The following is a 15,199-nucleotide window of genomic DNA, read 5'->3' on the forward strand; positions in this document are numbered from 1 at the left end:
TGCGATCACCGGTGGAGTCGGCAGTATACCCAAGGCCATCATTGGGGCGCTAATCTTGACAATTTTACGCAACGGGATGGTGCTCATGGGGGTGAGTCCTTATGTGCAACAGGGAACCATCGGGGTGATTCTCATCGCCACGGTGGCGCTGACCATCGACCGGAAAAAGATAAAAATCATGAAATAATGGTTTGAATATTAATGGGAGAATGCTGAGCATGGCAATGTTGTTATTGATGCAGAGTATTTACAAGTCCTTTCCAGGAGTGAAAGCGCTGGAAAACGTTGATTTTGAAGTATTTCGCCATGAAATTGTGGGGCTGGTCGGGGAAAACGGCGCTGGGAAAAGTACCCTCATGAAAATTTTGTGTGGTGTCTTTTCATTGGACCGGGGGCAAATTGTTATTGAAGGAAGGGAAGTAAATATTAAAGGTCCGCGTGATGCCCAGAAGCATGGGATTGGGATGGTTTTTCAGGAACAGTCGATCTTGCCGAACATGCGAATTTACGAAAATATATTCCTGGGACACGAAGAAGTATTCGCCCGGTTTGGGATTACATCGCGTAAAGCCATGGTCCGAATGGCCCGCGAGGTTCTTGACGAAGTGGAAATTCCCCTCTCTCCCGAGGTGTATGTTCATGAACTCAGTTTTGTGCAGCGCCAGATGATCGAAATCGCCCGAAATATTTGGCTATCGAAACAGGCGAAAGTGGAAACACCGATCATCATTCTCGATGAACCGACCACTGTTCTCGAACAAAAAGACATCGAATTGCTGTTCTACCAGCTGAAGGAATTGAAAAAAAGAATCTCCCTGATCTATATTTCACACCGCCTGAAGGAAATCGTCGAGCTTTGCGACCGGGTATATGTACTCAAGGACGGAGTCAACGTAGGATGCTTTGGCCACCAGGAAGTGGATGAAGATCTCCTGAGATCGAAAATGGTTGGTAAGGAATTTCATGGAGAGTATTACCTTATCAACGAGCAGAGAAAAGCAGCGGATAAGATTGTCCTCGAGTTGAAGAATTGTTCCCGAAGAGGAGCGTTTCGTGATGTCTCTTTCCAGGTGAATGAGGGGGAGATCGTCAGCCTGTGCGGTACGATTGGATCGGGTAAGGAGGCTCTCTGCAGTGCCCTATATGGAATGGGCGGTCTTGAATCGGGCGAAATCCTGGTCAACGGGAAAAAGGTGGCCATCCATTCTCCAGCCCAGGCTTTTTCTTACGGTATCGGTTATATCCCGGAAGACCGGAAGAGTGAAGGGTTGGTTCTGAATATGCCGCTATTCGACAACATGACCCTCCCCATCGTCCACGAACTCAAAAAGGGCTTGTTCATCGATCGTGACCAGCAGCTCAGCTTGGCCAACCAGATGATTCAGAAGCTCAACATCAAGACTCCTTCCCCTCGGGCATATTGTCTGAGCTTGAGCGGAGGAAACCAGCAGAAAGTGGTACTGTCCAAATGGTTGTTGACCCACGTGAAAATTCTTATCATGTCCCACCCGACCCGTGGAGTTGATGTCGGGGCCAAGAGGGAAATTTATCATTTTATGAGGGAGATGGCTCAGCAGGGTATGGCTATGATTGTCATGGGAGACAGCTTTGAAGAAGATATAGGGCTTGCCAACCGGATTATCATCATGCGGGATCGAGAGATTTCAGCCATAATTGATGCGAACGACACTAAACCCACCCCATCGGACCTGATTCAATACGTGGTGTAGGAGGAACGTGATGAACTTGGCAAATGGTAGATTGCCGATCGATCGAGAGAAGCTGTTAGCCATGAGCGGAACTTTGGCATTGTTTCTCATTCTGAGTATTACTAATCCTACGACGTTTTTGTCGTCTTTTAACATTGGAACGTTGTTGGCTTTTGCTACGACCTACTTTGTGGCGGCGGTTGGATTGACTTTTGTAATCCTGATCGGGAGTATCGATTTATCTATCGGTTCGATGCTCTCTTTATTTACGGTGGTTTTTGTCTTGATGATTAATTCGATCGGGTATCTGGCCTATCCGTTGATCATGCTCATCGGTTTGGGTTTTGGCTTGCTGAATGGCTTTGTGTTCACCGGTTTAAAAATTCCATCTTTTATCGGGACATTCGGCGCTGCCGGAGTCATCCAGAGCTTGGCTTTGATCGTTTCGGGTGGCCGTCCGATCGGTATCCAACCGGACAGGTTATCCCGTCTCAGCTTTTTAACCGCTCAGTATGGAATCTTGAGGGGTTCCTACATCCTCGGGTTTTCTCTTTTTGTTATCTTCCTGATCGTGCAAAATTACACTCCCTTTGGGAAATATGTCTTCGCAATAGGCAACTCGGAGCGGGCAACCGGCCTCAGTGGGATCCGGGTGTCCCGGACCAAAACGCTCTGTTTTGCGATATCCGGCCTATCGGCTGCTCTGGCGGCTATGGTGTTGGTTTCCAGGATGTTGAGTGGTGACCCCACCATCGGTGCTCCCTACCAGCTCCAGGTTATCGCGACCGTGGTGGTTGGCGGAACGGCTTTAAGTGGTGGTTCGGGAGGTATTTTCAACACACTGCTGGGGACTTTTATTATTGTTTTCGTGGGAAATGGAATGAATGTGGCCGGTATCAATGTATACTACCAGTTGATCATTACCGGTATCATCACCATGGTCGCTGTTGCATTGACTTTGGATAAGACAAAAGTGAAAATTGTGAAGTAAAAAACCTGTCCAGAATTATACTATATATCGCTGATTTCTGAAATTAAGCAGTAGTGGATGGCTTCGCTTGTTTCCAGGCTTATTTCTGACCTTAGGGCATGATCTGCTATTGCGTTTAGTAAAAGAGATTCAACGCAAGATGATGGCTGTAGAAATTTTCCGCTCCCCGGTGAGGTCGGCCGGACGATTGAGGACCTCTCCATTCAGCACAAAAGTGGAGGAACCGCCTCCGTCCAGGTTCAACGCATAGATCACGTCATAGCGCTTCAATTCTTCCACCAGTTCCCGGATGGTCAAACCAGCCGAGTGGCCTGGCCTTCTACCGTCGGCTACCAAGTAAAGATGGCGACCATCGCGGGTGAGGCCCACCACGGTGCGGGGATGTCTCTGGTTAACGATTTCTTCCCGGAAGTTTCCAAAGGGACCAGGAACACCGTCCCGAAAAAGCAACGGTCCACCGCTGACCATGTGTACTGTCTGTTTCCACTTCCCGAGGTCTTCGCCGGAGGGGAAAAGTACCATCCTCAGGCGAAGAGCGGTCCCTGGAATCAAAGACCGGCGCATCCATTCAGATGCTGCTCCTTGTCCCTGTAGGACGAATCCACCGCGGGGTATGACGGTTTCTCCAGTGGTCTTCCCGGTGCGGATCACCCGTCCCCCTTCGATAACACTCTCATATCCGTTTTGCCGGGGAGTTTTATATCCAAAAGTGCTGTCAAACAGTATCAGTTCTTCATTCCGATTCCGCCGGTTGATTCCAGTGATCGGGTAACTTTCTCCGTTGGGAAGAATAACTTCTGCGTCCATTTTCACCTCGCCGAAAATCAGTTCATTGTCCGGGGTGATTCCGCAGACAAACCAGCCGACAAAAGGTTCACTCAGGATGCGCCGGTTAATCATAAGCAATCCGATCGGCGTTCCGTCGGGGGTGAAAAAACCAGCGTTGATCGCAAACAGGCCACCCTTGCGCCTGAGGAGTTCGCTGGTGTATTCCCGTTCCACGATCGTGTCCCGGGCCAAGGCTACTTCGGCTCGATAGGGCGACTGTTCAGGATCGACCAAAAGCGCCAGGGTAAAAACCGGTCTGGCACTCGGAGTGATTGGAACTGCATTGATCCGGGAAGCGATCACTGACGGAAAGCCTTGTCTGGATAAACGCTCCTGAACGGAGGGTACTTCAGTGGAGGGGTAGGGTCCAACCCGGACTTTGAACAAACCACCCTCCGCCACCACCTCGGGAGTGTAACCCAGTTCCCGCAGCCATTGAGCCACCCTTTCCGCCCGTTCCCGGTCGGCGAAGGCGCCGGCCTGGAGGATAACCCCTTGGCCGGGTACCGGGGTAGCCTGCGGAGGAACCCCTCCCTCCATTCCCCGTTTGCGGATTACCAGTTCTATCCCTGGGTCGATTGGGCGGCGCGTTTCCCAGAACACCTCCCCCCGGGCATAGATCTTCAGGCGATCCTCCAGGAAGGCAAACTCGCGATGGCTGAGGGTCTCGGCCGGCCGGAAATTACCGATCATGTCACCGGTCATGAGCGGCGGGTTGATGGTTGTGGCCAAAGCCACAACCTGTTTTTGCTCCTGGTTCAATCGTTGGGTATCCGGAAAAGGAAGAGCACTGATGTCCACATATGAATACAGGTTATGATAGTGCATAGCGCGAAGGATGGTCCGGGCGGCCTCCAACCGGGAGACCGACTGGTTGCGACGGGCGTACAGGTCTTCAATCGGAGCAGACGTTCCAAAGATGCGTTGAATCGAAGAAGCCAACTCTCCCCAGGTTACTGCCGAACTTTGGGCCAATGCTGGCAGATTGAAGGTGAAAATCAGGCACAGAATAAGCACGTACAGGTTCAATCGATGATAAATACTTGATCTATTGCTCATATTTCTTCCTTTCTCGGGTAGCTTGGTCGGGACAACCCGGGATTATGGGGGATCACTATCCCTTTTTCTCTCTTTTACTCGATATTCGAATTCTGGTTTTTCGTTTCACACGGTATCAGAAAAATTGGTGAAAAACAATCTGAATATAGGCCTCCAATACTCTTAAATAGGAGGATCTTCCCATAGGCAAGTTGTAGATAGGCCGGTACAATAAGTGGAAAATTTCCCTGAAAAGGATGTTGCGCCATGGAAACCCGTGTCCGTGATAAGATGATAAAAGTATTTCTGATAGACGATAATCGATTTTTCCTGGAAAGTCTTACTTTTATTCTCAATTTAAAAAAAGAGATGAAAGTGGTGGGAACCGCCACCCAGGGGCGGGAGGGGTTAAAAATGATCGAAGCGTGGTCACCCGATGTGGTGCTTCTGGATATGATGCTTCCTGATCAGGATGGCATTTCTGTTCTGTCCTCGATTCGTGAAAAAATCAGCATTCCGGTCATTATGCTCAGTATACACGAAGAATACCGAAACCAAGCCCTCCGCCGGGGAAACCTTTGCCTACCTGATCAAAGGAAAAGGTCTCGACCAGCCTTACAAGGCCATACGAGAGGCATGTGATCTAGAAAGAAGGGTAGAGCGATAGTACAATGGTATCGGCGATCAGTGAACGGTGATCGGTGAAATGCAACTGTTCATTGCTCTCTCATACACGGCGGGGCAGAGAGAGGAGGTTGGGAAAAAATATTTTCAATAAATACCTTCCTTCCTCTAAAGATTCTCATCTTTCTGCCGATTGATAGCAGATAGAATACGGAAAGTGGATAAGCCGCTTTCTCAGGGAATGAACGGGCAAACTCTCCGAAAGTAGAGGGCGCAAAGCTCCGAGCCTAAAGCGAGTACACGCCAGGGCAGTCGGGCTGCCAAGTCCCAGAAGGACTTGTAAAACCAGCGTCTTTTTTCCCCCCTTTTGGAGAATGCCCTGAAGGGGGATGTTTCATGAGACACACCACGCTGAGCCTTCTTGTCCTCACCGGCTTTCTTCTGGCCGGAGTCCTTTCAGGGTGTTCGACCACTGGTTTCGACTATGCGGGAGCCGGCTTCGGTCTGACCCCCTCCACGACCCCGACCCAACCGGACATTCGCTTCCTGGAACGTTCCGATACCAACGTCCAGCTCGCCGTTCCCTTCCTTTCCCAGGTTCCTCCCGGCAGTTGGGCGGGAACCCGTAATTGTGGTCCGGCTTCGGCGGCCATGCTCCGGGCCTACTACTATGGAGAAATACCTACTTCCAGTGACATCATACGAGCCAACCATTGGTTGAATGTCAACCATGGTACTTCCTTAAACAACGGAAACGGCGACTTCACCAACGTGTTCATGATCCGGGGCTGGTTGGTCAGTGAAGGGGTGGAAGCTCGGGTGGGAATGGGCAACCTCGATCTTCTGCGCAACATCCTGACTGCGGGGAACCCGGTCCTGGTGGCCGTCTACTCAGATATGAACCCTACCGGTGGAGCCAAACACGCCATGGTTGTCACCGGGCTCAATGAAACTCATGTTACCGTGAACGATCCGGGTAAGGTGAATGGAGCGAACAATACTTACTCCATCAGCCGATTTCTCTCCGCTTGGCGGGCCCAGGGAAATTGGTACCTGACTCTGCGCTGAAGATATTACCCCGCAACCAGAACGGGAGGCCTGTGGGTCTCCCTTTTTTTTTGGGCTGGGAAATCTGATTCTACTGCAATAAGTAATTTTGCTGCAAAAGAACGAAGGAAGCCGGGGCCCAATTTGCATAAATCAGCCGCCGAAATCACCGCATTTTCGAAGTAAAAAGGCCAAGGATGGCCTTTTCAGCAGCACTACAACCGGACGTGGTCATTGATGCGTGCCAGAAAATGCCAGATGAGGCGTTGCTGATGGCAACGGGGCCTCGCTGAAATGAGTTTTTGCAACAAAATCAAATCTATGTTCAAAAATCCCTTTCGGTAATGGATCTCCCGGAATCTCCACCATTACCGGCCGAGCCGACATCCCTGCCAACTGTTCTATCTGTGATTCCAGTGAAACCAACCCGCCCGCCTACGTCTTGGTCTATCGTCTACTCCTCACTGGGACAATCCATTAAACGGAGTCGCTCACCCTGTCCATCGGGTAAAGTCTCCGGTTCACTCACCGGTAAAATAAGCTGATTCAAAAAAGAGGAGGGGGTCTTGACCGGCGCTCTTGATCAAGAGGCTATAGGAATATATGCGGGAATATCTTATGGTGAAGATGTTCCCGGAGCCCAGGGATGGTGAAGTGAGCAGGGCCTTGCAAATTATCGTCGGTAGTTTCAAACTATAAAAGAATGGCCCAGGGAGATAAGTAGAGGAATGAGTTTTTACAAAGGGCCCTTGAAAGGAAGAAGGATGATGAAACGGGTTATCTGGTGGTTCTGTATCGGGGTAGTGAGCCTTGTCTGGTCAATCTCCCCGGCCGCGGCCTTGCTGTCTCAAGCCCTTGATCCGGAAGAAGTCTGGCTGACGGTATACCAGGGAGTCGACCGGGGCTGGGTGGTGGAGCGGATGTCGTTATTTCTGGACGAAGGCGACAATCGTTTTGTATTTTCCGGCGGAGACCTTATAAGGAGCCGGTTTTTCTTTAAACCCCTCGCCGAGGAAGTGCGCCTCCGGACGCTTGACACCTTTGAAAACGGATTTCGGATTACCCTGGCCGCCGCCGGGAAAGGCCGGTACCCGGTGATGCTTTCTTTTTTTGAAAGCGGATTTGACTGGCGGGAAGGGTACACCGGTATACTCGATGAAAAGGAGGAGATCCTCTGGCTGCACCCGACGGTCTATCTTTCCAATACCAATATCCGCCAGTGGCAGAACGTCAATTTGAGCTGGCTTTTGGGGAGCCCTGCCTTCGAGGTCGATGAGACCTACGCCTTGTTCAAGGAAGCGGATTTCCTCGCAGAGCCGATGGGGGAGGCGGTGGCCGCCCCCCTGGACATGAAGCGTGTCGCCCCGCCGGTGGTGGAGCAGGTCTCGGAGTACCAGGTTTTCCGGCTTCCCTATCGGGTTGATTTTCCTTCCCGCTCCCACTTGGCGGTTTTTCCAGGCACGCGGAAACTGCCCTATACCGAATTATACCGTTACCAGGATGGAGTGACCCAGCGGATCCTTTCCATTCAGAACGAGGAAACCCCTCTGGCCGGGGGAACACTCCGCTTGTTTGTCGGGGATAGGGAACCTCTGGGCCAAATCGTTCTTCCCCTGGTCCGTATGCAGGAAGAGGTCGAATTGTCCTTGGGTCCTAGTCGACTCGTTTCGGTGGAAAGGACGATGACCCGTTACCGGCGGCTTAAGGTAGAGTGGAATGAGGACCGGGAGGTGATCGGTTTTCTCGCCGAACGGGAAATCACTTTTCTCCTCACGAATCGGGGGGAGAAAACGGTCAGTCTGGAACTCAACGAACTCCTTCCCCACGATGGCCGGATCAGCGATGGGGAAGGCTGGAGACGGGAAAACGGACAGGCCATCCGATTGGTGAACCTGGATCCGGACGAGAAAACAAAGATTGTCCTGATCTATGAGTTCCGGGAGGTGCTGTAATGAAAACCGTCCTGGCTTTCTTGTTGGTTATCCTGTTGGCTGGCGGGGTAATGGCCCAAGAACTGGTTATGGAAAAAACCCCTTCGGAGGTTGTGGTGTTTGGTAATGAACAGGGTCTCTTCGTTCGGGAAATATGGCCGGTGAATCTCACGCCGGGGCGAAACGACCTGCGCTGGGAAAGGCCAGCAGGTGTCAGCCTGGAGGACGTGTATGTCAGCGTAAAGGGGGCCGGTCTTTTGACTGTTTTGTCTCCTCTGGACAACTCGGACGATACGATTACCCTGCTTGCCGAAGAAAGGGGGACTGGACAGCTGGTCCTAATCTATCCCCTAACTGAGGTTACGCTTTCCTTCCTGTACCAGTTCGACTGGGAAAAGAATCTCCCGGTTCCCCAGGGGACACTCTTTGCGGAAATCAGGAACCTTTCGTCACGCTCCTGGGTAGCGGAACGCTTCGTATTGGGAGGGATGGAGATAGATCTGGATCTCGCTCCGTTCCAGACCAAGCGGGTCAATCTCCAGGACTTTTCCCCGGTTTTAGCCGAGCGGTATGCGGTGTATGACCGACACCGGTTTGGCGATTCCGATGTCCGTTTCTTCTGGAGAATACAATTACCCGAGAATTTGGTATATCCCGGGAAAATGGAGTGTTTTGAGGAATCCGCCGCTGGAATGGTCTTTCTGGGTGAGGGAACTTATGCGGCCGATAGCCCGGAGACGGAGCTCATGGTGGGTGCGGGGACTGACCTGGTGGTGGAGGAGACGATCGTTCACCGGGAAAAGCACAACCAAGTATTTTCAAAAAAGGGTCGGGAGGTACTCTACGATACCGAGGAAACTAAGCTCTACACGATCAGTAACCGGGGCACGGAAACCCGGATCATCGAGGTTTACGATACCCTGCGTCTGGGGTATGAGCTGGTTGGTTCCTCGCATCCTCTTATACGCCAGGAAGCTGGGCGGATCGCCTTCCGACTAACCCTCGAACCCCAGGAAAAACAGGTGGTCACGGTCGAAGTCCAGGGTAAATACCTGACCGGTGGATTTGTGTTCTGAGTGTGGTAAGCCGCCTTGGTTTTCTTCGAATCCGGACTTCTTTTCTTGGATTAGGGAGAGTAGATATGGGTCATGATCTGGGCCGGCAGAACTGCGAGGGTCACGGAGCTGGAGCCTGAATCATGCGAATAGCTCCGGTCCTCACCGGTCTGGAGCAAGGTTCCCCTGCTTTTCCCATATCATCAACTGAGCCTGCCGGCTCCGGTGCGGCATATCGGGAACGTCAGTCCGATGGCGGCCGGAGCCTTGCGCCCCGGCCGCCCCTGCGTTACTCAGGACAGGAACCGAGGATGGTTTCGAATTCGTCCTCGTGGGCGATCTCTTCGCCCATTATGTGCCGGATGACATGGAAGGTGACCGGATCCTTACAGATATTTTGTAAATCCTGGAGAATCGAGTTATACACGTCGATTGCTCCGCGTTCGGCCTCAATCACCGCCTGGAGAATACCCCGCAGATCCCCGAAATCGACAGGGAGGTTGACCTTGGGGTAATTGGCGATTTTGGGCAGGTCGGCGAATTCCCGGACCGGCTGGCCACCCAGTTCGATGATCCGGTCGGCCAACTCATTGGCGTGTTCGAGTTCTTCTTTACCGATTTTCTCCAATGTTCCGGCCAGGGGTGGCGAGTTGAGCCCTTCGGCGAGCTTGGCGGCCAAGCCATAGTAATAGAAGGCCGCCCATTCGTCACAGAATGCCTTGTTCAAAAGATCGATCAGTTTGTCCACGTTCGGACCAGCCAGTTCTCTCGCTTTTTTTCCCATGTCACCAAACCTCCTCTGTAAACAATAATTTTTCTCCTTCTGGTTCTTGTTTTATATTATAAATATTATAAAGAGATTTTCAGTTTTGGGCAATAGGACGGTTGGACGTTGGAACTGCCCTCCGGAGGAATAGAGTTTGTGCAGCAAAGCGGTGTGATACAATACCTGTGGATTTCGGGAAACCGGTCAGAAGATCCGCAGACCGGGAAAAAGGGAAAAGGACTGTCACGCCATGGCACAGAGTCTCCGTCTTCTCCATACCGCCGACTGGCACCTGGGGCTGGTCTCGTGGAAAGCTTTGGGCGGGGTGGAACGCATCAAGGAGCAGAGAGAATGCCTCCGGATCATGAGCGAGGTCGCCCAGCAGGAACAGGTGGACTTAATCGTCCACGCCGGTGATCTCTTCCATCAGTACCATCAGCCTCCCCGTGAAGCCATCGCCCTGGCGGTGGAGACCATTCTCGGGATGAAAGATATCGCCCCCTTCGTCTGGGTGATGGGCAACCATGACTGGTATGCGGTGGAGGCGCTCAAGGAGGTCTTTCCCGACAACGTTTTTATCGTCAAACATTTCGAACCGGTGCCTCTGCCGGCTATTTCGGCGGTGGTTTATCCGCTTCCCTACCTCAGTTTGGCCCGTTTCCTGGGGATGACTCCGGGTAAGGATATCCAGGATCTAGCCCGCGAAAAGTTGGCCGCTCTTTTTGCCGGGTGGAGGAAACGGTTGGGAAGTGAGACCTGGAATATCCTCACCGCCCACCTGACCATGGAAGACCTGGCCGGGTACGCCGAGGTCAATGCGACCCGGGAAGTTTTTCTCAAGCCAGGAGATATACCCTCCGGATTTCATTACGGTGCCTTTGGACATCTGCATGCCCATATACCCTACCAGCGGCTGTCGTTTCCTCTTTATTACTCCTCTTCCCTGGTCCGGGACAATTTCGGTAACGAATCCGGGCAAGCCGGTTTTCTCCGTGTCGATTTCCACGAGGGACAGCACCCGCTCGTACGGCCGGTATTTTTCCAGACCAGCCAGCTCCTGACCGAACGTCTGGAGCGGGGAGACAATTTAGAGATTCTCCGTTCACGGATCGGGAGCCGGGCGGAAAGCGAGCGGACCTATGTCCGAGTGCGGTATGACCCTGCCGCTTTGTCTCCGGAAACCGTACTCCAAATCAAAGGGATGCGGAGTGATAACTGGCGGGTGGTGGTCACTGAACCGGAACGGTGCCGGGAAGCCTCACCGGACGAGGAAGAGGGGGTCAGCGAAGTCAGTATGGATACAATTCCGGTCCTCTTTGAAAGGTTTTGCCGGGAAAACCGCCTGGATGGTCGGGTCAACGACCTGTTCTGCCGCTATTACCGGGAGGTGCTGGAAGAGGAGGTCGATCGTGCGTCCGGTTAGGTTGATGATCCGGCGGTTTTTAGGGATCGAGGAGGCGACTCTCGACTTTCTTTCCCAATTGTTTGTCGTGGTCGGGCCAAACGGTGCCGGAAAATCCTCTTTATTTGAAGCACTCTATTATGCCCTCTTCGGGAAGGGGATCCGGACCGAGCGCAGCAAAAGGGAACTTCTACACCGGGCTTATCCCGATGAAGCCTTCCGGGTGGAACTGGAGTTCGATCTGGCTATAGACCGCTACCGGGTCACCCGGGAATACTCTCTGAAGCGGGGCAGCACCGCCGCCCTGGAGTACCGCGGCGATGATGCCTGGGATCCGGTCTGTTCGGGCGAACAGTCCGTCAACTCGGAAATCGCCCGCCTGAGTGGGTTGGACAGCGAGACCTTCCGTTCGTCGGTTTTTCTTCCCCAGGGTGAAACCCTCGCTTTTGTCGAGGCGACTCCGGCCCGCCGTTTTCGGATTCTCAGTACGCTCTTTGGACTGGACTCCCTGGACCGGGTCCGGGAGAAAGCCAAAGAACGCCTGGAACGGTTGGAAGGTACGCTCAGACCGGCCCTGGAACGCCGGGAGACCCTGGATCGGGACAACCTCGCCGAAACACTAAAACGGCGGCAGGCTGAACTCGCCCGACTCAGACAACGTTCGGGTGAACTGGAGCAGGCGACCCGCTTGGCCGAAGAAAAAGTCCGGGCACTGACCGTTCTACGGGATACTCTCCTCAGTCTGCGACAGGCGCGGGTGAGAATCACCGAATTGTCCCGGAATCGCCGGGAAGCCGAAGAAAAAGCGGAACTCGACCGGATGATCACCTCGGCGCTTACGGTTGCTGCTGGTTCTTACCCCCGCTGGCAAAAGGTCTTTGAGGCGCTTCACCTTAGCGGTACTGAACTCACCGAGCGGAAGAGGAAACAGAGTTCGGTTCACAAACAACTCGAAGAAAGCACGAAGGCTATCGAGGAAGGGGATCGGAAAGACAACGAGTTGCGGGAGCACCTAGAGCGGTTGACCGGTTACCGGGACCGCCTCGAGCGGGAAGGACGGCCGCTGGCCGGAGAGATTGATCGTCTGGCGGAGCGGTTAACGATGTGCGCTCAGGAGTTCACCCGGCTCAAGGAGGAAGAGAAAAACCTTACCAGATTGGTAGAACGGGAAAGCGCAGGACGAGAAACGGTTCTCGGCCATCTCGTTATCCAAGGGGCGAAGGTGGGCGAGGCGGAGCGGAACCTGGCTCTTTTGGTGCGGATCATCGAGCAAGGAGAACCTTTGCAGGCCCAATTGAACGATCTGGAGAACGAATGCCGGCACATCCACAACGAAGAACGGGTTCGGGGAGAGGAACTGGAGGCCTTGACCAAGACTGAACAGGCGCTACGCGGGCAGCTCCGGGAGTTGGCCGGACAGCGGGACGCTCTGCGTCTGGAAAAAGCGCAGGTGGAAGCGGTACACCGGGAGGCGGTTTGTCGGTTCGCTATTCAGGAACTCAATGAGAAATGGATGGAAACGGGGGTTTGTCCACTTTGCCGAAGTCAGATCCCACCGCCTTTGACCAGCAACGGACAGGAACCGATCGAAATCCTACACCAGGAAAATCAATACCGTGCCTTTCAGGAGCGATTGACCGGGTTGGAAACCGAATGCGCCGGTTTCGAATCGCAAATAGGGAATGCAAGGGAGCGGATCCGGGACCTGTCCCATCAGGTGCAGGTTATCCACGATCACCGGGAATCCCTCGGGCGGAAGCGGCGGGAGACGGCGGAAAAGCTCGAAGCGATCTTCCGCTGTTTGCTCGTAGATGAGCCCCTGCGGTGGGCCGGGATGACGGAGCGCTTGAACCGTGAGCGAGAAGGACTGGATCGAAAGCGGGAGGAATTACACCGCCTGGAAAAAGATCTGGCGGCCCGGGAAGAAAAACTCCGGGGATTTCAGGAACGGGAACAAGAAATCAGGCGCCGCCGTGAAGGGTATAACCGGGAGAACGAAACGCTTGCCGGAATGGAGCGGTCCAAGCAGCGGGAACTGGGCGAGGTCCTGGCGGGCATGAAGCTTTCCCGGGAGCAGTATCCGGACTCAGCCACCGCCTTTCATGACTACTGGGAACGTTGCCGGAAAGCCCATGATGAGAAACGGCAGGAGTATACCCGGATCGGCTCTGAACTGGCCCGCCTGCGGGAACGTCACTCCGGCTTGGAGGCTCGCCGGCGGGAACTGGAAGAAGAGATAGGGGACCTGGAAGTCCGAGTGGCCCGATTGCAGAGCGAAGAAAAGGAAAAACACCAGGCATTCCTGAAGGACCTGGCGGTTTACGGTTGGGACCTGGCCAAATTTCTCGATTTGAAAGATCGGGTCGTGGAAGGCTGGCAGGACCGGGTCATCAAGTTGACCGGGGAGATCGAACATCTGGAAAGTTTGATCCGGGAAGGAGAGGGGGTCCTCCGGGAAGGAACCGTCCGCTGGAACGTTCCGCTCGAGACTCTGGAAGGTACTTTGTCCGGGGAAGAAAGCGGACTCGCCCGACTGCGCCGGGAGGCCGGCGATGTCCGGGAACAAAGCGGGATCCTGAGCCAAGAAATCGAAACCCTGCGCACGAGGCAGGCGGAACGGGATACCCTGGAAAGGATGATCGGAGAGGTCATGGAGGAGCGGGAAACCCACCGCCGTTTGAAAGAAGCCCTGGAGGTCCGGGGATTCAAGAATTATCTCCTGGGTATCCTCCTCAAGGAACTGGAGAAAGAGTCCTCGGCCTTTTTGTGGGACCTGTCCGAGGGCCGCTACCGCCTCAAAGTGCAGATGTCCGGTGGTGAAACAGACATTATGGTTCTCGACGAGCGGTTGGGTGGACAGCTTCGTCTCCCGGCCGAGTGTTCCGGTGGTGAAAAGACTCTCATTGCCCTGTCTTTTTCCCTGGCCCTGTCCCGAATCCGGATGCGGGAATCAGGCCGGGGTGAGGTAGCGTGCCTGTTTATCGATGAAGGATTTTCCCCCCTGGACCGGGATCATCTGAGCCTGGTGGCTGACGCGATCCTGCGCCTGGGCCGTGATGGCAAAATGGTCGGCGTGGTGACCCATGATCCCCTCTTTGCCGCTCTCTTTCCCGTCCACCTGGAGGTAGGAGGAGGAAATATGGAATGGAAGGAAAACCGGGAGATCGGATGAGCTTACTCGCCTACCTTCGCCGTTCATCCGCGCAACTCGATCACTGGGTCGGTGACGAAACGGGGTTTTTCCACGACTCGGTCGAGGAGGGAGAGGAAATCCTGGGCGGGGAGGATTACCGGGAATTGAGAAGCCTCGAGGCCCTACCTGCCTGGCGGGCCCGAACCCGGCCGGCGGATCCGGACGAGGTGTGCCTGATCGACGGACGAATGCGGGTGCTCGCCCGGCTCTTGGTCGGGAAGGAGGTGCTCCTCCTCGCCGAAACCGCGGCCGGGCATGTCCGGTGGTGTCGGGAAGGAGGGCTGTCCATGGGTTTCTCCCAGCGCCGCCCTCCCCGTTTGCGCCGCATCGTGGCCGCGGACAAGTCAGTGGTGGATCGATTGGCGGAGGCTGGTTCCGACATCTGTTTCGGAGAAAGACTTATTTTCTCCTTGGCCGGTTCAGGAAAAACGACAGCGGTTTCGTCTTCGGGTGAAGCGGCCTATCAGGCCGTGTGTAACGTCATGCGCACGCTGGAGGCCGAGGAGGTCCGCTCGTTGATCGACGGCGGGATTCCGGTGATCATGGACGGTACCGTACACCGGGGCGATCCGCCTTTTCGATCCATGGTCGGGCCGTGTGGTTTGGTGAAGCGCA

12 protein-coding genes and 1 riboswitch are annotated in these 15,199 nt (G+C 54.0%); of the genes, 10 read left to right on the forward strand and 2 right to left on the reverse strand.

Annotated features, from left to right (window positions below):
* From VLH40_07820 to VLH40_07830, 3 genes are all read left to right on the forward strand, one after another.
* Positions 1-187, forward strand: a 187-nt coding sequence (locus VLH40_07820) for a hypothetical protein (protein HSV31909.1), incomplete at its 5' end; no start/stop codon positions are given.
* 31 nt (positions 188-218) lie between these two features.
* Positions 219-1,730 carry a sugar ABC transporter ATP-binding protein gene (locus VLH40_07825; GenBank protein HSV31910.1) on the forward strand — a complete coding sequence of 504 codons (1,512 nt, stop codon included), beginning with the start codon at positions 219-221 and terminating at the stop codon, positions 1,728-1,730.
* 10 nt (positions 1,731-1,740) lie between these two features.
* Positions 1,741-2,700, forward strand: a complete 960-nt coding sequence (locus VLH40_07830; protein HSV31911.1) for an ABC transporter permease — start codon at positions 1,741-1,743, stop codon at positions 2,698-2,700.
* 129 nt (positions 2,701-2,829) lie between these two features.
* Here VLH40_07830 and VLH40_07835 read toward each other — a convergent pair whose 3' ends face one another.
* Entirely contained in the window at positions 2,830-4,587 is a 1,758-nt protein-coding gene (locus tag VLH40_07835; GenBank protein ID HSV31912.1) for a phosphodiester glycosidase family protein, read from the reverse strand.
* 246 nt (positions 4,588-4,833) lie between these two features.
* On the opposite strand from VLH40_07835, the gene VLH40_07840 reads away from it, so the two are divergent.
* The 4 genes from VLH40_07840 (at position 4,834) to VLH40_07855 (ending at position 9,244) form a co-directional block, all read left to right on the forward strand.
* Positions 4,834-5,208 carry a response regulator transcription factor gene (locus VLH40_07840; GenBank protein ID HSV31913.1) on the forward strand — a complete coding sequence of 125 codons (375 nt, stop codon included), beginning with the start codon at positions 4,834-4,836 and terminating at the stop codon, positions 5,206-5,208.
* Between the two features lie 220 nt (positions 5,209-5,428).
* Positions 5,429-5,515: riboswitch (cyclic di-GMP riboswitch) on the forward strand.
* A gap of 71 nt (positions 5,516-5,586) precedes the next feature.
* Entirely contained in the window at positions 5,587-6,258 is a 672-nt protein-coding gene (locus VLH40_07845; protein HSV31914.1) for a C39 family peptidase, read from the forward strand.
* 707 nt (positions 6,259-6,965) lie between these two features.
* Positions 6,966-8,189, forward strand: coding sequence for a hypothetical protein (locus VLH40_07850; protein HSV31915.1), 1,224 nt, complete (start codon positions 6,966-6,968; stop codon positions 8,187-8,189).
* Positions 8,189-9,244, forward strand: a complete 1,056-nt coding sequence (locus VLH40_07855) for a hypothetical protein (protein ID HSV31916.1) — start codon at positions 8,189-8,191, stop codon at positions 9,242-9,244. The genes VLH40_07850 and VLH40_07855 overlap by 1 nt, the downstream gene beginning before the upstream one ends.
* A gap of 268 nt (positions 9,245-9,512) precedes the next feature.
* Here the strand turns inward: VLH40_07855 and VLH40_07860 are convergent, their stop codons facing one another.
* Entirely contained in the window at positions 9,513-10,007 is a 495-nt protein-coding gene (locus tag VLH40_07860; protein ID HSV31917.1) for a ferritin-like domain-containing protein, read from the reverse strand.
* A 232-nt stretch (positions 10,008-10,239) separates the two neighbouring features.
* Here VLH40_07860 and VLH40_07865 point away from each other — a divergent pair, with 232 nt between their 5' ends.
* The 3 genes from VLH40_07865 to VLH40_07875 all read left to right on the forward strand — a co-directional run.
* Positions 10,240-11,412 (forward strand): exonuclease SbcCD subunit D, encoded by a 1,173-nt coding sequence (locus VLH40_07865; GenBank protein HSV31918.1) that lies wholly within the window; start codon positions 10,240-10,242, stop codon positions 11,410-11,412.
* Positions 11,399-14,563 carry an SMC family ATPase gene (locus VLH40_07870; protein HSV31919.1) on the forward strand — a complete coding sequence of 1,055 codons (3,165 nt, stop codon included), beginning with the start codon at positions 11,399-11,401 and terminating at the stop codon, positions 14,561-14,563. Before VLH40_07865 ends, VLH40_07870 begins: the two co-directional genes overlap by 14 nt.
* On the forward strand, positions 14,536-15,199 hold a 664-nt coding region (locus tag VLH40_07875; protein ID HSV31920.1), incomplete at its 3' end, for a hypothetical protein. The genes VLH40_07870 and VLH40_07875, both read left to right, overlap by 28 nt.

The sequence above is a fragment of the Atribacteraceae bacterium genome, assembly GCA_035477455.1.
Lineage (GTDB): Bacteria > Atribacterota > Atribacteria > Atribacterales > Atribacteraceae > DATIKP01.

Bases quoted from the DNA above. Each gene is read 5' to 3' on its own strand.
- VLH40_07825 (HSV31910.1), top strand. From the start codon at position 219: ATGGCAATGTTGTTATTGATGCAGAGTATTTACAAGTCCTTTCCAGGA.
- VLH40_07830 (HSV31911.1), top strand. From the start codon at position 1,741: ATGAACTTGGCAAATGGTAGATTGCCGATCGATCGAGAGAAGCTGTTA.
- VLH40_07835 (HSV31912.1), bottom strand. From the start codon at position 4,587: ATGAGCAATAGATCAAGTATTTATCATCGATTGAACCTGTACGTGCTT.
- VLH40_07840 (HSV31913.1), top strand. From the start codon at position 4,834: ATGGAAACCCGTGTCCGTGATAAGATGATAAAAGTATTTCTGATAGAC.
- VLH40_07845 (HSV31914.1), top strand. From the start codon at position 5,587: ATGAGACACACCACGCTGAGCCTTCTTGTCCTCACCGGCTTTCTTCTG.
- VLH40_07850 (HSV31915.1), top strand. From the start codon at position 6,966: ATGAGTTTTTACAAAGGGCCCTTGAAAGGAAGAAGGATGATGAAACGG.
- VLH40_07855 (HSV31916.1), top strand. From the start codon at position 8,189: ATGAAAACCGTCCTGGCTTTCTTGTTGGTTATCCTGTTGGCTGGCGGG.
- VLH40_07860 (HSV31917.1), bottom strand. From the start codon at position 10,007: ATGGGAAAAAAAGCGAGAGAACTGGCTGGTCCGAACGTGGACAAACTG.
- VLH40_07865 (HSV31918.1), top strand. From the start codon at position 10,240: ATGGCACAGAGTCTCCGTCTTCTCCATACCGCCGACTGGCACCTGGGG.